At 64.1% G+C, this 23,833-nt stretch carries 23 protein-coding genes and 1 riboswitch; of the genes, 17 read left to right on the forward strand and 6 right to left on the reverse strand.

Annotated elements, in window-relative coordinates; genetic code table 11:
• The first annotated feature begins 79 nt into the window (after positions 1-79).
• The 6 genes from QZZ02_RS09570 to thiD all read left to right on the forward strand — a co-directional run bounded on the left by QZZ02_RS09570 (position 80) and on the right by thiD (position 6,105).
• Positions 80-910 (forward strand): methyltransferase domain-containing protein, encoded by an 831-nt coding sequence (locus tag QZZ02_RS09570; RefSeq protein WP_291843961.1) that lies wholly within the window; start codon positions 80-82, stop codon positions 908-910.
• Between the two features lie 83 nt (positions 911-993).
• A complete protein-coding gene (locus QZZ02_RS09575) occupies positions 994-2,121 on the forward strand; it encodes a glutathione S-transferase family protein (protein ID WP_291843962.1) in 1,128 nt (375 codons plus the stop codon).
• Between the two features lie 214 nt (positions 2,122-2,335).
• Complete coding sequence (locus QZZ02_RS09580) at positions 2,336-3,226, forward strand: LysR family transcriptional regulator (protein WP_291843963.1); 891 nt, start codon at positions 2,336-2,338, stop codon at positions 3,224-3,226.
• Positions 3,227-3,411: 185 nt separating this feature from the next.
• Positions 3,412-4,257, forward strand: a complete 846-nt coding sequence (locus tag QZZ02_RS09585) for a hypothetical protein (protein WP_291843964.1) — start codon at positions 3,412-3,414, stop codon at positions 4,255-4,257.
• 41 nt (positions 4,258-4,298) lie between these two features.
• The gene (locus QZZ02_RS09590) at positions 4,299-5,255 is read left to right on the forward strand and encodes a tetratricopeptide repeat protein (RefSeq protein ID WP_291843965.1); all 957 of its coding nucleotides are present in this window, start codon (positions 4,299-4,301) and stop codon (positions 5,253-5,255) included.
• A gap of 40 nt (positions 5,256-5,295) precedes the next feature.
• Positions 5,296-6,105 (forward strand): bifunctional hydroxymethylpyrimidine kinase/phosphomethylpyrimidine kinase, encoded by an 810-nt coding sequence (thiD, locus tag QZZ02_RS09595; protein ID WP_291843966.1) that lies wholly within the window; start codon positions 5,296-5,298, stop codon positions 6,103-6,105.
• Between the two features lie 13 nt (positions 6,106-6,118).
• Here the strand turns inward: thiD and QZZ02_RS09600 are convergent, their stop codons facing one another.
• From QZZ02_RS09600 to QZZ02_RS09610, 3 genes are all read right to left on the reverse strand, one after another.
• On the reverse strand, positions 6,119-7,615 hold the full coding sequence (locus tag QZZ02_RS09600) for a hypothetical protein (RefSeq protein ID WP_291843968.1): 1,497 nt from the start codon (positions 7,613-7,615) through the stop codon (positions 6,119-6,121).
• Between the two features lie 88 nt (positions 7,616-7,703).
• Positions 7,704-8,606: a DMT family transporter gene (locus QZZ02_RS09605; protein WP_291843969.1), complete on the reverse strand. Its 903-nt coding sequence runs from the start codon at positions 8,604-8,606 to the stop codon at positions 7,704-7,706.
• Positions 8,603-9,763: an aminotransferase class V-fold PLP-dependent enzyme gene (locus QZZ02_RS09610; protein ID WP_291843970.1), complete on the reverse strand. Its 1,161-nt coding sequence runs from the start codon at positions 9,761-9,763 to the stop codon at positions 8,603-8,605. Before QZZ02_RS09610 ends, QZZ02_RS09605 begins: the two co-directional genes overlap by 4 nt.
• A gap of 89 nt (positions 9,764-9,852) precedes the next feature.
• On the opposite strand from QZZ02_RS09610, the gene QZZ02_RS09615 reads away from it, so the two are divergent.
• The 4 genes from QZZ02_RS09615 to QZZ02_RS09630 all read left to right on the forward strand — a co-directional run bounded on the left by QZZ02_RS09615 (position 9,853) and on the right by QZZ02_RS09630 (position 13,112).
• Entirely contained in the window at positions 9,853-11,046 is a 1,194-nt protein-coding gene (locus QZZ02_RS09615) for a phosphoserine transaminase (RefSeq protein ID WP_291843971.1), read from the forward strand.
• A gap of 64 nt (positions 11,047-11,110) precedes the next feature.
• Positions 11,111-11,680: an acyloxyacyl hydrolase gene (locus QZZ02_RS09620; RefSeq protein ID WP_291843972.1), complete on the forward strand. Its 570-nt coding sequence runs from the start codon at positions 11,111-11,113 to the stop codon at positions 11,678-11,680.
• A 1-nt stretch (position 11,681) separates the two neighbouring features.
• On the forward strand, positions 11,682-12,194 hold the full coding sequence (locus QZZ02_RS09625) for an SseB family protein (RefSeq protein WP_291843973.1): 513 nt from the start codon (positions 11,682-11,684) through the stop codon (positions 12,192-12,194).
• 69 nt (positions 12,195-12,263) lie between these two features.
• The gene (locus QZZ02_RS09630) at positions 12,264-13,112 is read left to right on the forward strand and encodes a PIG-L family deacetylase (protein ID WP_291843974.1); all 849 of its coding nucleotides are present in this window, start codon (positions 12,264-12,266) and stop codon (positions 13,110-13,112) included.
• Between the two features lie 9 nt (positions 13,113-13,121).
• Here QZZ02_RS09630 and QZZ02_RS09635 read toward each other — a convergent pair whose 3' ends face one another.
• A complete protein-coding gene (locus QZZ02_RS09635) occupies positions 13,122-13,703 on the reverse strand; it encodes a hypothetical protein (protein WP_291843976.1) in 582 nt (193 codons plus the stop codon).
• Between the two features lie 166 nt (positions 13,704-13,869).
• On the opposite strand from QZZ02_RS09635, the gene QZZ02_RS09640 reads away from it, so the two are divergent.
• Positions 13,870-15,159 (forward strand): adenylosuccinate synthase, encoded by a 1,290-nt coding sequence (locus tag QZZ02_RS09640; RefSeq protein WP_291843977.1) that lies wholly within the window; start codon positions 13,870-13,872, stop codon positions 15,157-15,159.
• A 15-nt stretch (positions 15,160-15,174) separates the two neighbouring features.
• Here QZZ02_RS09640 and QZZ02_RS09645 read toward each other — a convergent pair whose 3' ends face one another.
• Both QZZ02_RS09645 and QZZ02_RS09650 read right to left on the reverse strand, forming a co-directional pair.
• Positions 15,175-16,437: an AAA family ATPase gene (locus QZZ02_RS09645; RefSeq protein WP_291843978.1), complete on the reverse strand. Its 1,263-nt coding sequence runs from the start codon at positions 16,435-16,437 to the stop codon at positions 15,175-15,177.
• 300 nt (positions 16,438-16,737) lie between these two features.
• On the reverse strand, positions 16,738-17,835 hold the full coding sequence (locus tag QZZ02_RS09650) for an acyltransferase (protein WP_291843979.1): 1,098 nt from the start codon (positions 17,833-17,835) through the stop codon (positions 16,738-16,740).
• A gap of 181 nt (positions 17,836-18,016) precedes the next feature.
• Between QZZ02_RS09650 and QZZ02_RS09655 the strand changes: the two genes are divergently transcribed.
• From QZZ02_RS09655 to thiC, 6 genes are all read left to right on the forward strand, one after another.
• Complete coding sequence (locus QZZ02_RS09655; protein WP_291843980.1) at positions 18,017-18,541, forward strand: hypothetical protein; 525 nt, start codon at positions 18,017-18,019, stop codon at positions 18,539-18,541.
• Between the two features lie 93 nt (positions 18,542-18,634).
• Positions 18,635-19,414 (forward strand): AraC family transcriptional regulator, encoded by a 780-nt coding sequence (locus QZZ02_RS09660; RefSeq protein ID WP_291843981.1) that lies wholly within the window; start codon positions 18,635-18,637, stop codon positions 19,412-19,414.
• Positions 19,415-19,521: 107 nt separating this feature from the next.
• Positions 19,522-21,039, forward strand: a complete 1,518-nt coding sequence (locus tag QZZ02_RS09665) for a serine hydrolase domain-containing protein (protein ID WP_291843982.1) — start codon at positions 19,522-19,524, stop codon at positions 21,037-21,039.
• A gap of 99 nt (positions 21,040-21,138) precedes the next feature.
• On the forward strand, positions 21,139-21,537 hold the full coding sequence (locus QZZ02_RS09670) for a hypothetical protein (RefSeq protein WP_291843983.1): 399 nt from the start codon (positions 21,139-21,141) through the stop codon (positions 21,535-21,537).
• Between the two features lie 59 nt (positions 21,538-21,596).
• Positions 21,597-21,700, forward strand: a riboswitch (TPP riboswitch).
• Positions 21,701-21,780: 80 nt separating this feature from the next.
• On the forward strand, positions 21,781-22,623 hold the full coding sequence (locus QZZ02_RS09675) for an MBL fold metallo-hydrolase (protein WP_291843985.1): 843 nt from the start codon (positions 21,781-21,783) through the stop codon (positions 22,621-22,623).
• 33 nt (positions 22,624-22,656) lie between these two features.
• Positions 22,657-23,833: phosphomethylpyrimidine synthase ThiC (thiC, locus tag QZZ02_RS09680; RefSeq protein WP_291843986.1), on the forward strand; the 1,177-nt coding region annotated here is incomplete at its 3' end.

Here is a 23,833-nt window from a genome sequence, read left to right on the forward strand (position 1 = left end):
TTTCTGACATCCAGAACAGGTTTCGGGTGGCTGCCCGGTCCGGCGCTGCGCTAGAGTGACGGCTTTCCGGGAGGACACCGTGTCGACAGCCGCGCTTGAACCTGAAGACTATATCATCGGTACCAATGATGCCGAGGTTCGCCGGCTCGGTGAACAGCACGCGATCTGGCGCGAGAGTGCCTTGTCCTGCTGGCGACGCGCCGGGTTGAAGCCCGGCATGACCGTGCTCGATCTCGGCTGCGGTCCCGGCTATGCGAGTTTCGACCTCGCGCGTCTCGTCGGGCCGCAGGGGCAGGTGATTGCCGTCGACCAGTCGACCCATTTCCTTGCCGCGCTCGAGGCCGGCGCAGGTCAGCGCGGGCTTTCAAATATCCGCACGCTGCAGGCTGACGTCACGTCGATGGACTGGACACAGCTCGGTTGCGATGCCGTCTGGACACGCTGGTGCCTGTCTTTCGTACCCGGCGCGGATGGCGTGCTCGCCGGGCTTGACCAGGCGCTCCAGCCGGGCGGCGTCGTGATGATGCAGGAATATGTCGACTATCGCAGTTTCCGCATCGAGCCTGCCGAGCCGGTATTCGAGCGTTTCATCGCGGCGGTCCGGGACAGCTGGGTCCATTTCGGCGGCGATCCTGAAATCGGACGGCGCCTTCCGGCCATGGGCGAGGCGCTGGGCTGGTCCGTGCAGGCCCTGACCCCGATCATCCATGCCGCCCGTCCGGGCGATGTGCTCTGGACCTGGCCCAAGGCCTGGCTGCAGGAGGCGCCCGACCGGCTGGTCGCGCTGGGTTTTCTGACCGCTGATGAGGCCACCGATTTCCGGCAATTCCTGGCCCGACGCGACGCCGATCCGGCGAGCCTGCTGATGACCCCGATGGTGATGGAAATGATTGCCCGCAAACCGCAGTGAAGGGCGGTCATGCAGGCGCGAGGGCTGGCGCGCGCAGAGAAGCAGGCTAGCCTTGCCATGATTCAAGCAGTCAGGATTTCCGCATGCATTACACCCTGATCGGAACACCGGTATCGCTCTACACGGGCAAGGTGCGCGGTTACTTGCGCTGGAAGAATGTCCCCTTCACCGAGCGCCTGTCGACGCGCGAGGTCTACAAGGCGGATATCCTGCCGCGGGTTGGCTGGCCGGTCATTCCGGTTGTGATCCACGAGGACGGCTCGCCGCATGGCAAGACGCTGCAGGATACCAGCGATATTATCGACTATGTCGAAGCCCGCGAGCCCGGCCCGTCCATCTATCCCGACACGCCGCGCCAGCGCTTCGCGGCGCTGGTGCTGGAACTGTTCGGGGACGAGTGGCTGGTCATCCCGGCCATGCACTATCGCTGGGCCTATAATCGCGCATTCGCGCAGCAGGAGTTCGGCGCGACCAGCCATCCCCATCTCGCGCCGGAGGAACAGTTTGCTGCGGCCGAGAAGGCCGTCGGCTTCTTCTCCGGCTCCATTACCGGCCTTGGGGTGAATCCCGACAGCATTGCCGCGATCGAGACGGCCTATGAGGATTTCCTCACGGTCTTCGAGGCCCATCTTGGCGCGCATGACTGCCTGTTCGGATCGCGGCCCTCGATCGGGGATTACGGCCTGCTCGGCCCGCTCTACGCGCATTTGTTGCGCGACCCGAAATCCGGTGAGCTGATGCGCCGGCTGGCGCCGCGTGTCGCGGCCTGGGCCGAACGCTGTCACGCGCCGCAGCATTCGCTGACCGGGAATTTCCTTGCGAAGGACGATATTCCGCCTGGCGTGATGGAATTGCTGCACCGGTTTGCTGCGCAGCATTGGCCTGTGCTGCGCGATACCGCCGCGGCTTTGGCAGCGTGGGCTGCGGACAAGCAGGCGGGGACCGAAGTGCCGCGCATACTGGGCTTTCACAAGGCGCGGATCGGACATGGTGACAGTGCTGTCGAGACCGACCGCGCGATCATTCCCTTCCCGCTCTGGATGCTGCAGGGCGTGACCGATTATCGGGACAGCCTGACCGGCGCGGCGCGGCTCGCCGTCAGTGAATTGCTGCGCAGCATGGGTGCAGCAGATCTCGACGCATTCACGCTGCCGGTGCGTCTGGAACGCCGCCATTTCAAGCTCGCCCTGGCGGCTGAAACGGCGGCCTGATCAGGCGGCGGGACGCCGGACATCCATCGCCCGGGCGCTGCGGGTCCAGGATTGATGCCGCCGGTCGATCACGGCAATTGCCGGTGCCGGTGCGGCATGGGAGCCAAACAGGCGGAGCGATCAATATCTCGTCCCCGTCGCCAGCCCATATGAATATATCGAGAAATACGATAAATACCCGGAAGCGAGACTTTCTGTTTCTTGTGGGGAATAAATGGACCGGATTGATGCACTCCGCCTGTTCTGCTCGGTGGCCGAGCTTGGCAGTTTCACCAAGGCCGCCGATCGCGAGGGCATGACGCCCGGTGCCGCGTCCAAGCAGATTACGGCGCTTGAAGAGCGTTTGCAGGCGCGCCTGTTCGAACGCACGACGCGCTCGGTCCGGCTCACCGATGCGGGCGAGGCCCTGCTCGATCGCGTCCGGCCCTGGCTCGACGAGTATGACGGGCTGGAGCAGGGCGTGGCGGATGCGCGCTCGGCACCGGCCGGCCTGCTGCGCGTCTCGGCGCCGGTCGATTTTGGCGCCCGTCGCCTGATGCCGATCATCACGCAATTCATGACCGACTGGCCCGGCGTCGAGGTTCGGCTGTCGCTGGCTGATCGCATGGTCGATCTGGTCAATGAGGGCTTTGATGTCGGCGTGCGGATCGGCAATCTCACTGACAGCGCCCTGATCGCCAAACGCCTGGCGCCCGCCTGTATGGCGGTGGTGGCCTCGCCGGACTATCTGGCCCGGGCCGGAACGCCGCAGCATCCGTCAGAGCTGGCGCAGCACGAGATGGTCATCGACCGCAACAAGCCGGCGCCGCAATTGCTGAAATTCCTGCGTGATGGCGAGGAGGTCGAAGTCCGCATCCATGGCCGGCTGTCGCTGAATGGCGCCGTCGCAGCGGTAACCGCGGCACAGGCCGGTGTCGGTATCGCCTGCTCACCGCGCTGGGCCGCCGAGCCGGCGATTGAGGCGGGGCGCGTTGTCGAGATCCTGACCGACTGGGAGTCAGAGCAGCGTTTCCTGTGGGCGGTCTTCCCGTCGAACCGCTATCTGGCGCACCGCGTCCGCCTGTTTGTCGACTTTCTCGCCACGCAGTTTACCGACCGGATCTGACGGCCGGACGGATTGCGCCGCTCAGCTTGTGTTCATGTGTTAGGCTATTTAAGGGCAGTCGCGAGGAGATCCGCTGCCGGGCAGGGCAGCGTTGCTTGGCCGGGGTCTCGATCGCGCGGCGATTGGTGAATGCCTGTTCCGGGGCACCGGAGCCGGCGCAACAGGGGGTATCGGGACCGATGAAGATGCGCGCACTCATTCTGGCAGGTCTGGGCTTGAGCCTGGGCGCTTGCGCCACAACCTACACACACAGTGCAGATGGGGGCGGCCTGGCCAGCGCGGCCTTCAACTATGCCCCGTCCTCGCGCGCGCCCGTGTCCGGCGCGGGCTATGAGCTGCTCGGCCATTCCGGCTGGGCGGGCCGGCTGTCCTATTATGACGATGAGGGCGATGCCCGGGCCCAGCTCGTGATGCGTTACGCCGACGGACGCGAGGTCAACGCCCGGCTCGATATCGTGATGCCCTATCTTGATGGCGGGCTGCGCCAGTTCCGCGGCGCGGACCAGGACGGGCGCCCGGTTTCGGTCGAACTGCAGGCGGGCCCCTGTTCGTCACGCGAGGGCGGCACGCTGATTTACTTTGCCGACATGTCGATCGGCAACCAGACGGTCAGCGGGTGTGGGCGCGAGGTCGGCGAAACCGATCGCTGGTCGAATTATCTGATCGATTATCTGCCGATGATCAATCTTTGCCTGAGCGATTTCCGCGACCGGGCCCGCCATGTCTCGATGGCCTACACCCTGGCCGGTGGCGAGACCGGTGTGCGGATTGTCGATCTCGACATGCGGACCTGGGAATGCGCCACCCGCGAAGCCGGCACGCAAATCAACACCGTCCGCCCGCTTGACGCGGCTGACGCCATGTTCGGCGAGGGCGATCCGATCTTCGTGCGAGGCGCGATGCCGGAGTTTGGCGAGGGATGTTATGTCTATGAAGCCGTCCGCGAAGCAGACGGGGCCCTGATCGGCGCCTTTGGTTTTGATGCCTGCAATGCCGGACCGATCGCAAGCCTCGAACCGGACGTCGGCTGACTTAACCGCGTCTTTACGCGACGCATTGCAAGCGCTTGAGCATGTACAAGACCCTTGTTCCGACCCTGATTGCCGCCCTTGCCCTGACCGCGCCGTCAGCGGCCGGGATCACCGATTTGCGTGCCCGTCTTGATGGCGATGCCGGCCAGATCTGGATCGCCCTTGACGACCAGCCCACCGGTCTTGCCAGCGAGGTCAGCGCCGCCGGCCTGACACTTGTCCTCGACGGGGTCAGCCTGCGGGCCCGCTCGATCAGCCCGGCCTCTGATACGCTGGTCGCGGCCGTCACCATTGATCCGACGGACGGGGGTGGCGTTGTCCGTCTCCTGGCCAGCCGAGCCTGGACTGGCGCGCGCGCCGAATTGCGCCAGGGCGGTGTGCTGGTCACCATGACGGTCGGCCCGGCCGCACAGGTCCACATTGCCGATGGCGCGATGATGCCGTCTGCCGCCCCTGCCGCCGATCCATCCGCTTTCGGGTCGGTCGCTTCGGATGCCGATGCCACCCGCCATGGTGAAGCGGCAGGCGCGACATCGGTCGAGGTGACAGAGTCCGACCGGGCGGCCATGCTGACACCGGCCCCGGCCCCGGCTTCGGCTTCGGCCCCGGCCCGGGCTTCGGCTTCGGCACCGCTGTTTGCCGCAAATGGAAGTGCGGCCCCGACCGCGCGCGATGGCAGCTCGGTGGTGCCGCCGGGTGTGTGCGCCGAGGCTGCGCAGGCGGTTGCCGACAGTCCGTGGGATGATGATCTCCTGCACGCCCAGGCCGCCTGTCTGAGCGGGGATGGATATCGCGAGGCTGCCGCCTCGATCTATGAACGGATGCTGGCCTTCGAGCCGGAGAATTTCCGGGCCACGATCGCCCTGGCCGAGATTCGCGTCGAACAGGGCGAGACGCAGGCGGCGCGCGACCTCTACAACCAGGCCGCCCGCCATGCCATCTCCGACGCGGAAGCGGCACGGGCCCGGTCGCGCCTGCGCGCCCTGCAGGACCAGTAAGCGGGCCGCCAGGCCGGCTGACGGAAGGAAATCGCTCGCTATGGATTTGGATGAGCCCCGCGGACGGGTGCTGATCATTGCCGGGTCGGACAGTGGCGGCGGTGCCGGCATCCAGGCCGACATCAAGGCTGTCACTGCGATGGGCGGCCATGCTGCAACCGCGATTACCGCCATCACCGTCCAGAATACACTCGGCGTCAGCGCCATCCACCCGATCCCCCTCGACATTCTCAAGGGCCAGATCGAAGCCGTGCTGTCGGATATCGGGGCCGATATCATAAAGACCGGCATGCTTGGGACACGCGAGACGGTCGAACTGGTCGCTGACTGTCTTGAAGCCTGTGAGCCGCCGATTCCTCTGGTGCTGGATCCGGTCATGGTCGCGACCTCCGGCGACAGCCTGGTTTCCGAGGGCACCGAGCTCGCCATTCGCGACCGATTGCTGCCGCTGGCGGCGCTGGTCACGCCCAACATCCCGGAAGCGCAAAAGCTGACCGGCCTCGTGATCGAAGACATTGCCGGTCAGCTTGAGGCCGCCAACCGCCTCGTCGCAATGGGGGCGAAGGCGGCCCTGGTGAAGGGCGGACATCTCAAGGGCAAGGTCGTCACCGATGTGCTGGTTTCGACACGCGGCATGGAATTGATGGAACGGCCACGCCTGCCCGGCCGCAACACACACGGGACAGGCTGTACGCTTGCCTCGGCCATTGCCGGCCTGCTGGCCGACGGCGCCGCCCTGCCGGACGCGGTCCGCCGGGCAGGCGATTATCTGCACGAGGCGATTGCCCGTGCGCCGGGCCTCGGTGCCGGCAATGGCCCGGTCTACCATGCCTGGGTGATGCGGCCCTGACCGCCAATCAGTCCTAACCGTCTGTCAGGTCGACATATTCCAGCCGTCCGATAGGGGCGATCGCCGCCTGGATTTCGGGTCGGGCAATAATCCGCTGCCGCATCTCATAGTCGGTGCGATAGCGCGTGAAGGCCCTGTGGGTGTAGCGCGGGTCACGCGGCTGCAGCTCCATCAGCGTGTCTTCAGCCAGTGCGGGATCAGCAAGCTGGTCCAGCAGGGCAGCCGCCGCGTCATTTTCGCGACCAAGGCAGATCAGCATTCTGTAATGGGTCGCGGGCGCGACATCGCGATGCGCCTCCACCCAGGCTTCCGAAACCGCGCGGACACTGTCTTCGCCCAGCGCGGCGGCAGCACAGGCGCGAGCGAAATGGACCTGTATCCAGCCATAATCCGAAGCGCCGCGACCTTCCATGGATTCCAGCCGGTCGAGCACGGCGCGGTCGTCGCCCATCGCGAGATCGAGATGGGCCAGATTGATCAGCTGGCTGACATTCAGGCCGCCATTCTCGGAGCGCTCGCCGGCCTGCAGGAAAGCAGCGCGCCCGAAGGCAAGCCGGCCACGCTCCATCTCGACATAACCCCACTGGTCCAGGAACCAGATGACCTGTTCGCCGGAATCCTCGAAGGTCTCGCCAGCCTGAATTCGATGCCAGGTCCGCGTCGCCAGCTGACTGGCCTCTTCGCGTCGGCCCAGATCGTTCAGATAGACCATCCGGTCGATGACCGGCCCGAGATGGTCAGGATGGGCGGCGATCTGCTCGCCGCTTCGTGCCAGCAGGTCCAGCACTTCGCGGCGCTGATCGGTGAGACGATCGAATTCGGGGCGTTGCCACAGCGGGCTGAACAGGTTGAGCGTGCGCAGCCGCATGGCGCCGGTGTCACTCGTCATGGCCGGCAGGACTGCCATTGCGGCATCAATGTCGCCGCTCTCGACCAGCGACCGGATCCGCCGATAGTGGATTTCGTCGAGCGTTGTGAAGGGGGTGTCTGGCGTATAGCGGGCTTCGATCCGGTCGAGCGCCTCGCGCTCCTCGGCATGCCGACCGACATCATGTTGCAGGTCGACCAGTTCCATCAACAGTCCGAGGCGCAAGCTGTTTCGCTGCCCGGGGAAACCGGCATCCATCTCGGCATAGACCTGCAGCGCCGTGTCGGCGGCATTCTGGCGCAAGGCGGCCTCGAACCGGGCGTGCAGAACGGTGTGGCGCGGCAGCCCGAGGGCTTCGGCCTGCTCCCAATGCGCCTGCGCCCGCGCAGTCTCGCCGTTTTCGGCATAGCTGATCGCCACCTGGTGATGGATATCAGCCCGATACCCGGCCGGCATCAGCGCCATGCGGTCATGTGCGAGCAGGGCCTCACCCTGGCGTTGGGCCGTCTCCCAGTCGTCCCGCGACACCGCATCGTTGAAGGCGCGCACCAGATCCATCGGCGTGCGCGCGTCGTCTGCAAGTGCAGGCGCGCCCATGCCGAGTGTCAGGCTGATCGCCATGATCGAGATCAGACGCGTCATCATGTCCCCCAAAGGCGGGCTTCCAGCCGGCCGCGTCGACTTTCCCGATGCCGGCGCCAGCGAGCAAGCCGCTGGCTGTAGATTCCTGTCAGTTCGGCGACTTGCCGCCGCGCGCCAGCCAGACGCCGGACAGGATCACCACCAGCGCTGCCACGACCGGCCAGCCGATCGTCTCGCCGATCACCCAGCCGGTCAGCAGCGCAGCGATCGGGGTCAGATAGTTGGCGATGGCCAGGAAATTGGGGCCTGCTGTGCGGGCGACCTGCATCAGCACGACCGAGGCCAGCGCCGTCGGCCCGACCGCCAGCCAGGCCGCCGCGGCCCAAGCGGTTGGCGCGACCGCGTCGACCTGGGCGAGGTCCCACAGGCCCAGCGGCAGGGCGAACACCGTCGCCATGATCAACATGCCGGCGGCCGCAACCGATGGCCGGGTGTCGGGCATGAGACGGGCCTGGATCGCGTTGATGGCATAGCAGGCTGCGGCACCGATCACGGCGAACTGGGCCAGTGTGTTGGCGCCGCCCAGACCGGCCAGTGCCGAGGGGCCAAGCAGGAGGGTCACGCCGGCGAAGCCGACCAGCAGGCCCAGCACGGCCCGCAGGGTCATGCGTTCGCCCGGCACCAGGAGGTGGGCGAGCCCGACCGTCGCCAGTGGCATGGTCGCCACCAGGATGCCGGCCAGGGCGCTGTCGATATATTGCTGGGCCCAGCTCACGAGGAAAAAGGGCAGCGCGTTGCCGAACAGGCCGAGCCCGGCCATCCACAGCCAGCGGCGGTCAGTGATCGGCGGCAGGGCATGCCCCCGGATGATCGCCCAGCCGGTCAGGACGGCGGCGGCCAGTCCCAGGCGCACGAAAATCAACGCGCCGGGCGGCAGCGTTTCCACGCCGTGCTTGATGAAGGCGAAGGCCGATCCCCACAAGACTGTGAGCAGGATCAGGGCGGCCCAGTCACGCGGGCCGACGGTGTGCGGCAGGGGCAGGGGTGTCAAAGCAGGCTTTCCAGAACAGATACGAACCGGTCGAAGTCTGCCTCATCATTGTAGACATGGGGTGTGATGCGCATCCGGTCGCCGCGCTGGGACACATAAATTTTTTGCGAAGCGAGTTCGGCGACAAGATTGGCCGGCGCGCCGTCGGGCAGGGAGAGGCTGAGATAGTGCGCGGCGCGGTCCGGTGTCGTCTCGCGCAGGCCCAGCGGGGCCAGCCGGTCGGCGAGGCTGCGATTATTGGCGCCGAGTGTCGCGGACAGCGCATCGGCGCCCCAGTCCAGCATGGCATCCGTGCTGGCAATCGCGGCGGGGACGAGCTGGAAATTCGAGCGTTCGCCCATGTCGAAGCGGCGCGCCCCGATGGCGTGATCATCGGCATAATCGACCAGCCGGGCAAAGTCCTCGGCCTTGTCGCGGACGATCCAGTTCTGTTCCAGCGGCTCGCCGTCCTGATGGTGCGGGGCGACGTAGAGAAAGCCCATCGCATAGGGACCCAGCAGCCATTTATAGGCGGCCGCGACGGCAAAGTCGGGCTGGATGGCCGACAGGTCGAAGGGCATGACACCGAGCGACTGGGTCAGGTCAAGCACCAGTGCCGCGCCCTGGCGCCGCGCCGCATCGCTGATCGCGGCAAGGTCGAGGGCGCCGCCATCGGCCCAGTGAACGTGCGGGCAGGCGACGATCGAGGTTGCGGTCGAGATTGCCGCCAGCATGGCCTCGGTCCAGCTCTGACTGTCGGACCGGCTGACCGTTCGCAGGCGGGCGCCGTGCTCGGCTGCGAGCTCGCGCCAGACATAGACATTGGACGGAAATTGCTCGGCGAGGACGAGGATTTCGCTTTTCGCATCGGGCGCCAGATTGCGCGCCGCCGTGGCCAGGCCGTAGGAGGCCGCCGGCACCAGGGCGAGATCGTTCGCGCTCGTCCCGAACAGGTGCGCGGCGCGGTCGCGCAGGGTTTCCGGTGCGTCGAAGAAGTCGGCCTGGACCTGATAGTGCCAGGGCTGTCCCTTGCGGGCATAGCTGTCCTGGCCGGCTGCGACGGCCTTGCGCGGCATCGGGCCCATGTAGGCGGCGTTGAGATAGCAGGTGTCGCGCGGCAGTTCGAACAGGTCGCGCTGCGGCGGGATCAACGGCTGGACTCCTGGCGAGGCATTCATGGCGAAAGCTCTTGCCCCGCGCCGGGGAGGGCGTCAACGTGCACTGCAACATTACCCGCCCCGATGCCCGCGAATCCCCGGAGACAGACTTGGCCGATACCCCGACGCAAGACACGACCCTTACAAGCAATTCCAAACCTGTTCTTCGTCCCGCCGATCCGCGCTTTTCCTGCGGGCCGGTGAAGAAATATCCGGGCTGGTCCTGGGATGCGATTGCCGACGCGCCTTTGTCGCGCACCCACCGGGCCGGCGCGCCGGTGGCGCGGATCAAGGAGGCGATCGAGCGCACCCACGCTCTGCTGGATCTGCCCGAGGGCTACAAGGTGGCACTCCTGCCGGGCTCGGATACCGGCGCGATGGAAGCGGCGATGTGGTCGCTCCTGGGGCAGCGCGGCACCGATGTCTTTTCCTGGGATGTGTTCGGCAATCGCTGGACGCTGGATGCCCGCGACGAGCTGAAGCTGAAGGATCTGCGCGTCTTCCAGACGCCGGCCGGCGAGCTGCCCGACATCAGCCAGTATGATCGCGAGCGCGACGCTATTTTCACGCTCAACGGCACGGCGGCGGGCGTCTGGATCCCGGATTTCGAGTGGATTGATGCCGATCGCGAGGGCCTGACCCTGTGTGACGCCACCTCGGCGGCTTTTGCGGTCGAGATCGACTGGTCGAAGATCGATGTGCTGACCTTCTCCTGGCAGAAGTGCATGGGTGGCGAGGCCCAGCACGGCATGCTGGTGATGAGCCCGCGCGCCATCGAGCGGCTCGACGCCTGGCGTCCGGACTGGCCGATCCCGGGCCTCTTGCAGCTGCACGCCAAGGGCAAGGCCAACCTCGCCGTTTATGAAGGCTCGACCCTGAATACCCCGTCGCTGATGGCGGTCGAGGACTATCTCGCCGCCCTGAAATGGGCTTCGCGCATCGGCGGCCTGCCGGCGCTCATCCGCCGCCGGGAGGAGAATTTCGCGGCGCTGGACGCCTGGGTGCGTGATGCCGACTGGGTCGATTACCTGTGCGCCAACCCGGCCCATCGTTCGCCGGTCTCGGTGACGCTGAAATATACCGACCCGCAGGTCATCGCCGCCGGCGTGGACGCGCAATGGGAGCTGACCCGGAAGATCTCCTCCCTGTTGGAGCGGGAGAATGCGGCGCTGGATATCTCCATGCACCGCGCTTCGGTGCCGGGTCTCCGCATCTGGTGCGGGCCGACGGTGGAGCGTGATGATTTGGCCGCACTCGGCCCCTGGCTCGACTGGGCCTACCGCGAAGCGCTGGACGCGGGCTGAGACACGCTTTATCCCGTTTGCAACTGACACAGACCGGTCGCGCTGGCGGCCTCAAGGGGACATCATGAAGACCATTTTGACCACCGCCGCCGCCTTCGCCCTGATCACCGCAGCCGGCCTCGCCGATGATCGCGGCATGGAATTCCGTCTCGGCGTGACCGCACACGATCTCGCTGATCATGTCGAAGACGGGCCGAACATCACGGCCGACCTGCTCTTCGGTTCCCCGGATTTCCTCGATGTGATCTGGTCGCCGCGTCCCTATCTCTACGGCTCGTTCAACACCAATGGCCTGACCAATTTCGGCGGGACCGGCCTGGCGTGGGATTTCGAACTCGCCGAGAATCTGAACTTCGAATTCCGCACCGGCCTGACCTATAATGACGGTGTCGAGGACATTGATCCCAATTCGGACCCGGGCGACCCGACGCGCATCCGCCTGGCGACCACGCGGTCGCTGATGGGTAATGAAATCCTGTTCCACAATGCGATCGGTCTCGACTACGACCTGAATGAGCGCTGGTCGGTCGGCGCCTATTACGAGCACATCTCGCACGGCCAGATCCTGGCCTCCGGCCGCAACCAGGCGCTGGACAATGCCGGCATCCGCCTCGGGTATCGCTTCGGGAATTAGAATGATTCAGCGCCTCGCAGGTTTTCTTGTCCTCGGTGTGATCGTCGCTTTCGTGCTCCTCGTCAGCGGCGTCGGCGGGTATTTCGCCTCTTTCACCCGTTTCGGATGGCCCGACGATACCGTGCTCGCCATGGCGCTGTCCGAACACAGCCGCAACCACCAGGCCACCGAGGGGCTTTACCCCTTCCTGGCCCGTGAAACCGTGTATGCGGCGACCGCCGAGCGGTGCGAGGGCAATGTCGCCGAGGCCGGGCGAACGCGAGTGAGCCTGCAATACCTGCAGACGGAAGACGGCCAATTCTACTACGCCTTCGACACCATTGAACGCTTCAATGCCTGGGCGGCGCGACGGTCCCGGTCAGAGCCGTGCTATCTCCCGTTCACAGGGGCCGAGCTCGCGGCCTGGATCGGCAGCGGGCGTGCGGGCAATCACTTGATCATCAATCATCGCACCAATGGCCGTGTTGAACTCGACAGCCGCGACCTCGCCGCTGTGGCGGCGCTGGGCGAGTAGCGGTCGACACGGGTCCGAGCTGTTACCGGACCGGACGCCGGGCGACGCGCAAGGCGAGGGGTGATCGATATGAGTTGGCGCTATCGCGCTTCCAAACGCCCGCTTTTGCGGGCCCTGGCCGCTGTGGTCCTTGTGATCGTTCTCGTCCTTGGTGGCGTCGTGATCTGGCTGGACCAGCAATTCGAGGAGCCGGGCGTGCCCCGGGTCGCGTCGATTGCCGGCGAGCTCGGTGCATCCTCGGTCCTCGCCGTACTTGCCCATCCCGATGACGAGATTTCCGTGACCGGCCTGCTGTTGCGGGCCTCGTCCCGGGACGGCGCCACGGTCCGCTCGATTACCGCGACACGCGGGGAGAACGGGACGCCGCTGCCACAGGTGAGCCGGATCGAAGATCTGGGCACGGTGCGCGAGGCCGAACTGCTCAAGAACGGCTATGCGATCGGCCTGACCGCCCAGGACGTCTGGGACTATCGCGATGGCGGCCTCGCCGACGCGGACTTTGACGTCTATGTCGAGCGCCTGATGGCGCGCATGCGCGAGTGGCAGCCCGAGCTCGTCGTGACCTTCTGGCCGGAGAGCGGGTTTTCCTATCACCCCGATCACCGCACCGCCGGCCGCGCCGCCACAGAAGCGGTTCGCCGCCTGCGGGCCGAAAACCCCGACACCGCGCCGCGCGCGATCGCCTATATCCTCGCCCCGCGCCGGATGATGCAGCGGTTCGGCGGAGAGACCGGCCAGCTTATCGTCGACAGCCAGCCCGCGCCGACCCATGTCATGCCGGCCGAGGGCGTCGCCAAGATCCGCGCCTGGCGTATTCACGCCTCCCAGTCCGACTATGTTCGCCACGCCTACGGCTTTCCCGCCTGGTTCGTGCACAGCCTGTACGACAAGGAGCACTACCACGTGGTGGAGTTCTAGCGCGGCAGCCTACTCGCCCCGCGCGGCGGCAGCTTCGGCGGCGCGCGGGTCGGCTGCCTTCGGTACATAAATCCCGACAAAGATCGTGGTCCAGTTGCCGCTCCCGTCGCCCTGGTCGAATTGCTGGGTGACGGTGCCGTCCGCGTTCGGAGTCCAGGTGCCGCGCAGTGGCGCGCGGGTCGCTGTCTGGACGGTATAGGCCTCGCCGGTCAGCACCATGGCGCCGTTGTCGTCGAGCCCGCCGGTATAGTCGATATACCAGCCATTGCTCATCCAGACCTGGCGCCATTCACCGAGCAGCGGGTCGAAAACATTGAGGCTGTCGCCGGGATTGCCGGTCGCGCTGACCCAGTGTTCGGTGACCAGGCAGCCGCCATTGACCCGTTCGATCACATTGTGGCCGAGATAGGGGCCGGGCGTCTCGCCATTGGCCGGGCCATAGACATTCCATGTCCCGACCCAGAAATCGAAGGCATCCCAGGGCGCGCCGACACAGGCATCGGGCGGCGGAGTCTGGGCCTGGGCGAGGGTGGTGCTCGCGCCGAGCAGGCCAAAGGCGGTTGCGGCGAGAACAGATCTTGCAGAAAGCATGGAGCTACCCCGTTTTTCGTGCTCCCCAGCACCTATCCGTGCACGAGATTACTCAATCCACGGGTATCCTGCAAACGGGTCTGGCCCAAATAACGGCTTCGTGACAAATAATCGGCCCGCGGACAGGGCTCGCGCGCGTAGCGGGACCGCAAGCGAGGAGGCTTTCATGGCCAATGTAACCGTTGTGGGTGCCCAGTGGGGCGATGAGGGCAAGGGCAAGCTGGTCGACTGGCTGTCGCACCGCGCCGATGTGGTGGCCCGTTTTCAAGGCGGTCACAATGCCGGCCACACGCTGGTCGTCGGCGAGAATGTCTACAAGCTCTCGCTTCTGCCCTCCGGTGTGGTGCGCGGCAAGCTGTCGGTCATCGGCAATGGCGTGGTTGTTGATCCCTGGGCCTTCGTGGCCGAGGTGGATCGCATCGCCCAGCAGGGTGTGGTGATCACGCCGGAGGTGGTGAAGATCTCCGAGACGGCAGCCCTCATCCTGCCGATCCACCGCGAACTCGACGCGCTGCGCGAGAACCGTGATGACGGCGAAGCCATCGGCACCACCCGCCGCGGCATCGGTCCGGCCTATGAGGACAAGGTCGGTCGTCGCGCCATCCGCGTCATCGACCTGGCTGATCCGGCCGCCCTGAAGGCCCGCGTCGCCGATATCCTGCACCATCACAATGCGCTGCGTCGCGGCCTCGGCCATGAGGAATACAGCGCCGAGACGCTGGTCGCCGAGCTGACCGAGATCGCGCCGAAAATCCTGCCCTATGCGGCACCGGTCTGGCGAGTCCTCAAGGACGCCATCAAGTCGGACCAGAAAATCCTGTTTGAAGGGGCGCAAGGCGCCCTGCTGGACGTTGACCACGGCACCTATCCCTTCGTGACCTCGTCGAACACCGTCTCCGGCCAGGCCTCGGCCGGCACCGGCGTCGGTCCGCGCGATGTCGGCTATGTGCTGGGCATTGCCAAGGCCTACATGACCCGCGTTGGCTCCGGTCCCTTCCCGACCGAGCTGTTTGATGCCGATGGCCAGGCGCTCGGCGAGCGCGGCCATGAATTCGGTGTGGTCACCGGACGCAAGCGTCGCTGTGGCTGGTTCGATGCCGTCATCACCCGCCAGACCCTGCAGGTCGGCGGCGTGCATGGTGTCGCCCTGACCAAGCTCGACGTGCTCGACGGGTTCAAGACGATCAAGGTCTGCGTGGCCTATGAGCTCGATGGCGAACGCCTCGACCACCTGCCCGCCGGCAAGGAAGCCCAGGCAAAGGTGACCCCGGTCTATGAAGAGCTGCAGGGCTGGCAGGGCTCGACCGCCGGCGCCCGCTCCTGGGCCGATCTGCCGGCCGAGGCGGTCAAATATGTCCGCCGTCTGGAAGAGCTGATCGAATGCCCGATCGCCCTGGTCTCGACCTCGCCGGAACGCGAGGACGTGATCCTGATGCAGGATCCGTTCAGAAGTTAGCCTGGAGTGTTCAAGCTAGGACAGCCACTTCGCCTTAACGCCGTCGTCACCGTCAAGCAATGTTCTGTTTACAACGCCGTCCTCATCCAGGTGAAGCATTAAGCCTGCGCAGATTCGCGTTTTGGGATTGGCAAACCGATATCCCTTTGAGTCAGGCGTCCTTCGGAGTATCGGGTTCTCGCCTTGGGCGAGAGTGCTGAGTGTACCAGAAACATTAACCGCGACATCTTGGGTGTCGCTGAATTCATTTTTCACTATTTGTTCAATATCTAAATAGTTGAATTCATGTTTTGAGCACCTCGATATCGCGTATAAAACTTGGTTTCGCCGTTGTCGGCGGCTATTTCTCTTATTCATTCGAGCCGAGATTCGTGCGTACTCTGAATGCAAGGACCCTCTTAACCAACTCCTGACTCCAGTATTTATGCTTTCTATATCAATGGTTTTGTTGCGCTCGTGCGCCTCGATCGCAATTTCCAAACAAAGGGCTTGAACGTGTTGAGGGATAAGGTCTGAGTTTCTCACTAGAAATCTAACAAAATCTTCTTTGTTTACATTAATTTTGTATTTAAGAAGTTCAAAAAATCCGCGCTCAATTATTGATTTGCACTGATCGCCGGTAAGTCTTCCTACTTCGGGCAGCTCAAATATTCTATTTGAAATTGTTTGAGAGAAGTTCTGTTTCGAAAAATAGGAGACAATGTCGTCTGGAACGCCTACGATTGCAATTCTAACATTATAATAGTCGTATTGAGAGTTGTCTCGGGCAATAATTGCGCTCGCGATGTCTTCCATCTTTTTGGGTGAATTTATCGCGTGCTCGAAGTTGTCGAAAATTATAAATGCTTGCTTCTTTCCGGAATTGGACCTAACCGCAGCAAATAAAGTTTCCAAGGGATCTTGTTCGAAATTTTCTTTAATAGTTGTCTGTCTCTGACTTCCCTTAACCACTATCGCATCAGCTGTGGCGAGGCGTTCGTCAGAGACAGATGTTTTTTTCAGAACGCCGAGTGATCGCACCAGACTTAGGTAGGCGGGGCGCAACCCTTCGGCTTCAGTGGCTTTCGAGCAATCGATGACGAAGTAGGAGATGCGCTTCTCTGCGAAGATTTTCTTGTAGAGCCAAGACTTGCCGCTGCCACTTTCGCCGTGCATGAAAAAATTTGAATCGCGCAACAACGCCTGTCTGACGGACTTCTCTTGCGAGGGCCGCTCGACGTACATCTTCGGGTTTATGTCAGCGCTTCTCGGTGTGAAGACTTCGGCAGGCAGTGGCATGTTGCGATCCAAATTTCAGCGCAAGACTACGATCTAGATCTAAAGTCGTAGGCTTTTCAAACCAAAAGTTGAGTAGCGGGTAGCTTTTCGTTGCATTGGCGTGATTTGATCACTCTGGTGCCGAGCTGTTTCTGAGTTGTTCTCAACCTGCCTGTAGCGTGTTTGCTAGTGTGTCAGGTGTCTTCTCGTGGTTTACGGATCGGACGCTTCCTAGCGATTCTCGTGGGCTGGGCATTCGTAGTGTGCCGCTATGGATCTGCTCGGTACAGTTACAGATCAGGGAAGGGCTGATCGGCAGGTTTATGCAACGGGAATTGCAGTGGATGTGTTATTCGATCGACCACTTAACTGCGCCCGCAGCGCGAGGGCGGGCTTTTCGACCGTGACCCGCAGACCCCAACCGGCAAGAACCGCCAGCGGCAGCATGATCAGGGCCAGCACGGTGGTGTTCAGACCCGGCATCAGGGCAAAGGCCATCATGCCGATCGGCCAGTGCAGGATGTAGATGCCATAGGAGACGTCCTCGACATTGCGGACCCGCTCCCCGATCCGGCCGGGAATGCGGGCATAGCCGATCAGGAGATAGCTGGCGGCCAGCGCGATATCGACCATCATCCAGCCCATCGGGGTGTTATGGGTTGCCAGGGCCGCCAGGATCGCCAGACCGGCCAGGGCCGGCGTCAGGCGCAGGTAGTTGCGGCCGGCATGGAAGGCGGCGCCGACCATGAAGGCGGGGGCAAAGCGGGCGAGGGTGCCGATCGTTTCCTCGCCGATACCGCGATAGCCGAAGGTCTCGACGGCCATGCCGAAGGCGAGGGTGAGGGCGGTCCAGACGAGGACTTGAGCATTCTTGCGATAAAGGCCGACCATCATCAGCACGCCGACGCCGAGATAGGCCATCAGCTCATAGCGGATGGTCCAGAGCGGCCCGTTCACATTCTCGCCCATCGGTGAGCCAGCGAAGACGCCAGGCAGGCCGGCCATCGGATCAGCCTGGCTGATCAGCTTGAGCGGGAAGAGCCAGGTCTGAGAGCTGACCCAGTACTCGGTCATGGGCAAGGTGGTGAAGAGCGGACCGACGACCAGCCACAGCACCAGCACTGTGGCGATGAGGCCCGGGAAAATCCGGAATAAACGCGCTCCGGTATAGCGGCCGATGTCCCGCGATTTCATGGCGCTGGCGGTAATCATGTAGCCGGACAGGATGAAAAATCCGTCCAGCGCACACTGGACGATGAAGTCGACCGTCGTCGCCCAGACGCCGACATAGGGCAGGCCGAGCGGGATCATCAGGGCGTGGCCGTACAGGACGAATAATGCGAACAGGATCCGCATTGCGGTGAAGTTGTTGGACTTCTCTTCGAGATCGCCATGTCCGTCTTGAAACAGGGATTTCATCGTCTTCGCGCCTTTCCACTGCCCCGACTCCTGCAAGTTTCGCGCTAGAGACGGGATTCGCAGCGCCCCTCTGGTATTAGGGTTAATATATTGAAATTGTTGAAATATTGGGGCGCAAAATTGGGTCGAAGTTAAAAGCGGGCTGCCAGTTTCCTGCCAGATGTGGATCTGGGAGGGGCAAATGGCCCGAAATCGGACAAATATTGCGTGGATGGTGGCCCTTGGCTGGGCGGTCGGGGCCGCGGTCATTGGTCTCGGCGATGCGGAGGCCCAGTCAGCGGACTGCCAGCGTTATGGCCAGCACCGGGACAGCTATCTCAGGGGTGTCAGCGCCGGCATGGAACAGCAACTCGATGCCATGGCCGTGCAGCGACAAGTGCCGGTACAGGCGGCCGCCTTCTATTGGGGCGGTGCCCTGATGCAGGCCGGTGACACGCGCACCCTGGCTCAGCTGACCCTGGCCACCGCAGCCTGGCCCGGTCAGGCGGAACGGGCCGAGCGAGCGATGACGCGTATCTCCGACGAGCGGGGTGGCGATCTCGCAGCCTTGCTGGCCGGCTTGATGCTGTCGGACGGGCAGGGGATTGATGATCCCTATCGCGCGCGCGTCTATCTCACCGATGCCAGTCGCCGCGGCAATTCGGACGCGACGGCTTTTCTCGGTCTGTATGACGCCTGCCATTCGCGCCGGGTGGCATTGAACTAGCCATTTGATCAGCCGGAACTGACATCTTAACAGCTCTTCATCATCCAATCATGCCGTGGCGGGCATCCCTGTCCTATCAAGGGAATAGAGGGCATGATGAGACGTCAGACCGTTTTGGCAAAAAGCGCAGGGATGGAGGCGCGCCTGACCTGGTATAATCCGGGAGAGACGATGCCGGTTCATGGGCATCGTGCCCACCAACTCTCCTGGTTGCTGTCGGGCGAAATGTGCGAAACGAGCCGCGGCACCGCCCGCGAGCTTGTGCGCATCAGCCGCGGCATCAAGCCGGCCGGTTTGCCCCATGCCAATCTGTACGGACCGGCCGGTGCGCTGGTCCTGGCCCTCAATATCGAACCGGACGCGCCTTTGTGCACAGACCTGACCCTGCCCGGCGACTGGGACTGGTCGGCCCCGAGTGCGGAAATCTCGCTTGAAATCCAACGCATCCTCGTGGCCCTGCACGATGGAGCGATCAGTGCAGACCTCGCCCTGTCGGACCTGGCCGGACGGGCGCTGGAGGGCGAAGGCGAGACGACAGGTCGCCCGGCAGCCTCTGCCGATCGCTGGCTCAACCGGGTGCGCGAGCAATTGCGCGATGACCCGGACGAGCCGGACATGCAGCAATTGGCCGCGCAGGCGGGCATTCACCGGGTCCATCTCTCGCGCCGCTTTACCCGCCAATACGGCCTGCCGCCGAGCCTCTATCGCCTTCGCTGCAAGCTGGGACGGGCCATATCCGGCCTCATGCAGGGGGAAAGTGCTGCCGAGGCGGCGCAGGCAGGCGGCTTTGCCGACCAGGCCCATTTCACCCGCGCCGCCCGGCGTCAGACCGGGATGACGCCCAGCCATTTGCGCGCCCTGTTGGCGGCCTGACCGGATGCGGGGCCGGTTACATGCGTTCAAGACGTGCGGGCAGCGCGTCCGCTAGACTCCTCAACTGACTGGCCGAAGCCATGGCCGCCTGATGGAGAGACACAAGCATGCTGCGTAAACTGAGCCTGGCGAGCGTCGCCGCGATGAGCCTGACCACCATAGCGCCGGCGGAGACGCCGGAGGGCGCGGTGGAGAGCCTCGAAGCCTTTCTCGCGGAATTCCCGGATCTGGGACCGGGTTATGCCGTCGTCGTGGTGACCGCGGACGAGGTGTTGATGCGTCATGTCCAGGGCGAGCGGCGGGCGTCGAGCGGCGCGCCGATGACGACCGACACGCCGATCTATATCGCCTCCCAGACCAAGGCCTATATGGGCCTTCTGGCCGCGCGCCTGGACGCCGAGGGCATCCTGCCGCTGGACAGCACAATTGCCGACTACTGGCCGGATCTGGAATTGCCGGGAGAGTTGAGCGCGTCGGACTGGACGCTGCGCGATCTCATTACGCATCAGGTGCCAATCGACAATTCTGTCATCCCCACCGTCGAGGCCTATGCGGCGAGAATCGACCCGGCCGATTATCCGCGCATGATCGAAGCGCATTCGCAGGTCCGCGAGCCCGGCTTCGACTACAGCAATCTCGGTTTCAACATCTACGGCGCCATCCTGGAAACAGCGACGGGGCGGACCTGGCAGGACTGGCTCGATCAATCCATTATCGATCCGCTGGACATGACGCACACATCTGCGCGCACATCCGACTTCTCGCTGGACGATTTGTCCTGGTCGCATTTCTGGATGGGTGAGCAGGAAGGCTGGTACGAAATCCGCCCGAAGACGGACCCGATGATGCAATCGGCGGGTGGACTGGTGACCTCGGCTGATGACATGGCGCTCTGGCTGCAGCTGCAATTGCGCGGTGAAGGTCCCGACGGGTCCGGCATTACCGCGGACATGGTGCGCGAAGCCCAGACCGGCTATGTCGAGACGCACCAGCAGGACCGGCGCAACGCCGCTGAGCTGCCCTGTTCGCACTACGCGCTGGGCTGGAATATCTGCGACTTCGAGGGGCATGACTTCTACGTCCATGGCGGCGGTTATACCGGCATGCGCACGCAAATGGCCTTCTCGCCCGACCTCGGTGTTGGTGTCGCGGCCTTCTCGAATTCCGACAATATGACCGGCTGGCTGACAAGCCGAACGATCAACATGTATTTCCAGTTCCTCACCGAGCACGAGACGGCGGCGCGCATGCGCCAGATCCGTGTCGAGCAATACCCGCAGCGGGTCGGGCGTTATCTCGGATACCGCCAGGAACAGCAGGCCGAGATGCGCGCGGATGAAAGCTGGGGCGGCTGGACCTGGGCGCCGGATGCGGAGGAATTGACCGCCTATGCCGGAACCTGGTCGACGGGCGAGCCCTATCTTGACGTGGATATCAGGGTGGAAGGCGCCGGCCTCGTCGTTCAATGGGGCGACAGGCAGTACGGATTGACGCCGGCGCGGCCCGATCTCTTTGCCGGCCAGGCGGATCCCTATGACGAGCTGCAGGCCTTCAGCTTCGAGCGCGATGATGCCGGTGAGCTTGTCCGGGTCAGCTGGGGCGAGGACGTCTATACGCGTCAATAGGGCAAATTATGGTGGCGCGGCGGGCCGGTGACGATGGGTCACATGGCCGGTCGCGCCTCAATCTGCGATGCTGGCGCTTTGAACAGGGAGGATTTGCCCGTGTTTGATACAGCGTCCATGAGTGATTTCTGGCTGCGTGTTTTCGGCCTCTATTTCCTGATTGCCGGGATCGGCGTCTTCGTCCAGGCCGACCGCATGGCCGGCATGGTGATGGAGATGCGCGAGAGTTTCCTGCTCCGCTTCTTCGGTGGCGTCCTGGCCTTTGCCTCCGGTGTCCTGGTTCTGGCAACGCTGGGCGCCGCGCCCGGCGGCGAGGCAATGCTGGTCCGCGTGATCGGCTGGATTGCCCTGATCAAGGGTGTCTTCCTGATCATCGCTCCGCCCGCCCTGATGGGCGTCTATGAGGCCTTTGTCGCCCGCTCCGCGATGATGCGGATCTGGGCGGTCATGATCGCCCTTCTCGGGGTTGGCGGGCTGTATCTGGGGCTGACCGGCTGACAGGAAATGGCGCACGGCCCCGCTTGCCAAATCAGTGCGTGACGTCCACGCTGCGCGGCAACAGTTCCAAGGGGTGTCCCGCTGATGGTGCGGCGGGGCTGAGATCTCACCCTTAGGACCGGATCCGGGTCATGCCGGCGTCGGGATGGAGCAGGCCTTCGCGCCACAGGCTTGCCTGTGCGGGCGGCCTTTTTGATCCATGACCGCTGTCGTCTGGCCGCCTGCAAGCGAGACGATATTGCCATGATGAAACGCCTTTCCTCCGCCCTCCTCCTCGCCACATGCATCTCTGCCGCGCCCGCCCTGGCGCACCCGTCCGAGGACGACCCGGCGACCGCGCATTTCCTCGCCAATGAAGCGATCCTGGTCACGGCGGGTGAGACCCGTATCCTGTTTGATCCGCTGTTCAGCGTCTCCTATGGCTATCCGCTGGTCGCGCCGGATGTGCGCGCCGCGATCATGGCCGGGACACCGCCCTTTGACGGGGTGGACGTCGTCTTTGTCAGCCATGTCCATGGCGATCATTTCGACGCGCCGGCGGTCAATGCCTATCTCGCCGCCCATCCCGATGTGATCCTGGTCGGCCCCTGGCAGGCAAGGCTCGACATGCAGGCCGCCGAGGGCTGGGACACGGCCTTCGAGGCGCGCATCCACGCCTTGCCCTTCAACGCCAGCCCGCAGCATCTCGTGCTGGAGGTCGACGGTGTCGCCGATGCCATCCGCGTCGAGACGGTGCACATCCCCCATGCCGGCGGACCGGGGCGGGCGGGCATCCAGAACATGGCCCACCGGGTCACGCTCAATGGCGAGGCGACCGTCATGCATCTCGGTGACGCGACGCCCGAACCGGCGATCTACGACACTCACAGCGACCATTTTGCCGCCCGCACCAGCCAGCATGCCTTCCCGCCCTACTGGGTGCTGGGCGAATGGGGCGGCGAGACCACGCGCGCCCGCCTCAATGCCGAGGCGGTGACCGGCATCCACATCCCCATCAACCAGCCCGACTGGCTAGAGGAAAGCGGTGAGGACTACTTCACCGAGGCGGGTGAAACCCGGCCCATTCCCGATCACAGCCACGACTGATCCCAGCTACGACCGACCCCGAGGACGATTGCCATGAACAAGCCCACAAACCAGTCCGAGTTTGAAACGCCGACAGTCACCACCGGGCCGCTGCCGGGGTCGCGGCGCATCTATACCTCGCCCAAGTCGGCGCCGGCGCTGAAAGTGCCGCATCGCGAGATCGACCTGCACCCGACCGCCAACGAGCCGCCGGTGCGGGTCTATGACACCTCCGGCCCCTATTCCGACCCGGCGGCGCGCATCAATGTCGAGACCGGCCTGCCGCGCCATCGCCTGGCCTGGTACAGGGATCGCCAGCTGACCGAGTATGAGGGCCGCCCGCTCTCGCCGCTCGATAATGGCGGTGCCACGGGCAAGTATCTCGCCCGGCAATTCCCGACCACGCACAAGCCCTTCAAGGGCACGGACGGCCAGCCGGTCACCCAGTATGAATTCGCCCGCGCCGGCATCATCACGCCGGAAATGGTCTATGTCGCCGAGCGCGAGAATCTCGGTCGCAAACAGGCCGTCGAGGGGGCGGCTGAACGCCTCGCCGATGGTGAGAGCTTTGGCGCCTCGATCCCCGAGCATGTCACGCCCGAATTCGTACGCGACGAGATCGCTCGCGGCCGCGCCATCATCCCGGCCAATATCAACCACCCCGAACTCGAGCCGATGATCATCGGCCGTAATTTCCTGACCAAGATCAACGCCAATATCGGCAATTCGGCCGTCGCGTCCTCGGTCGAGGAAGAGGTCGACAAGATGGTCTGGGCGATCCGCTGGGGCGGCGACACGGTGATGGACCTTTCCACCGGCAAGAATATCCACAACACCCGCGAATGGATCCTGCGCAATTCGCCGGTCCCGATCGGCACCGTGCCGATCTACCAGGCGCTGGAGAAGGTCAATGGCATTGCCGAGGACCTGACCTGGGAGGTTTTCCGCGACACGCTGATCGAGCAGGCCGAGCAGGGCGTCGACTATTTCACCATCCATGCCGGCGTACGCCTGGCCTATGTGCCGCTGACCGCCGACCGGGTCACCGGCATCGTCTCGCGCGGCGGCTCGATCATGGCGAAATGGTGCCTGGCCCACCACACCGAGAGCTTCCTCTACACCCATTTCGAGGAGATCTGCGACATCATGCGCGCCTATGATGTCTCCTTCTCCCTGGGCGACGGCCTGCGCCCCGGCTCCATCGCCGACGCCAATGACCGCGCCCAGTTTG

The organism is Maricaulis sp. (assembly GCF_015665295.1).
Lineage (GTDB): Bacteria > Pseudomonadota > Alphaproteobacteria > Caulobacterales > Maricaulaceae > Maricaulis.

Bases quoted from the DNA above. Each gene is read 5' to 3' on its own strand.
- QZZ02_RS09645 (WP_291843978.1), bottom strand. From the start codon at position 16,437: ATGCCACTGCCTGCCGAAGTCTTCACACCGAGAAGCGCTGACATAAAC.
- thiD (WP_291843966.1), top strand. From the start codon at position 5,296: ATGGATTTGGATGAGCCCCGCGGACGGGTGCTGATCATTGCCGGGTCG.
- QZZ02_RS09635 (WP_291843976.1), bottom strand. From the start codon at position 13,703: ATGCTTTCTGCAAGATCTGTTCTCGCCGCAACCGCCTTTGGCCTGCTC.
- QZZ02_RS09630 (WP_291843974.1), top strand. From the start codon at position 12,264: ATGAGTTGGCGCTATCGCGCTTCCAAACGCCCGCTTTTGCGGGCCCTG.
- QZZ02_RS09590 (WP_291843965.1), top strand. From the start codon at position 4,299: ATGTACAAGACCCTTGTTCCGACCCTGATTGCCGCCCTTGCCCTGACC.
- QZZ02_RS09620 (WP_291843972.1), top strand. From the start codon at position 11,111: ATGAAGACCATTTTGACCACCGCCGCCGCCTTCGCCCTGATCACCGCA.
- QZZ02_RS09650 (WP_291843979.1), bottom strand. From the start codon at position 17,835: ATGAAATCCCTGTTTCAAGACGGACATGGCGATCTCGAAGAGAAGTCC.
- QZZ02_RS09665 (WP_291843982.1), top strand. From the start codon at position 19,522: ATGCTGCGTAAACTGAGCCTGGCGAGCGTCGCCGCGATGAGCCTGACC.
- QZZ02_RS09625 (WP_291843973.1), top strand. From the start codon at position 11,682: ATGATTCAGCGCCTCGCAGGTTTTCTTGTCCTCGGTGTGATCGTCGCT.
- QZZ02_RS09675 (WP_291843985.1), top strand. From the start codon at position 21,781: ATGATGAAACGCCTTTCCTCCGCCCTCCTCCTCGCCACATGCATCTCT.
- QZZ02_RS09585 (WP_291843964.1), top strand. From the start codon at position 3,412: ATGCGCGCACTCATTCTGGCAGGTCTGGGCTTGAGCCTGGGCGCTTGC.
- QZZ02_RS09610 (WP_291843970.1), bottom strand. From the start codon at position 9,763: ATGAATGCCTCGCCAGGAGTCCAGCCGTTGATCCCGCCGCAGCGCGAC.
- QZZ02_RS09580 (WP_291843963.1), top strand. From the start codon at position 2,336: ATGGACCGGATTGATGCACTCCGCCTGTTCTGCTCGGTGGCCGAGCTT.
- QZZ02_RS09640 (WP_291843977.1), top strand. From the start codon at position 13,870: ATGGCCAATGTAACCGTTGTGGGTGCCCAGTGGGGCGATGAGGGCAAG.
- QZZ02_RS09655 (WP_291843980.1), top strand. From the start codon at position 18,017: ATGGCCCGAAATCGGACAAATATTGCGTGGATGGTGGCCCTTGGCTGG.
- QZZ02_RS09575 (WP_291843962.1), top strand. From the start codon at position 994: ATGCATTACACCCTGATCGGAACACCGGTATCGCTCTACACGGGCAAG.
- QZZ02_RS09660 (WP_291843981.1), top strand. From the start codon at position 18,635: ATGATGAGACGTCAGACCGTTTTGGCAAAAAGCGCAGGGATGGAGGCG.
- QZZ02_RS09600 (WP_291843968.1), bottom strand. From the start codon at position 7,615: ATGACGCGTCTGATCTCGATCATGGCGATCAGCCTGACACTCGGCATG.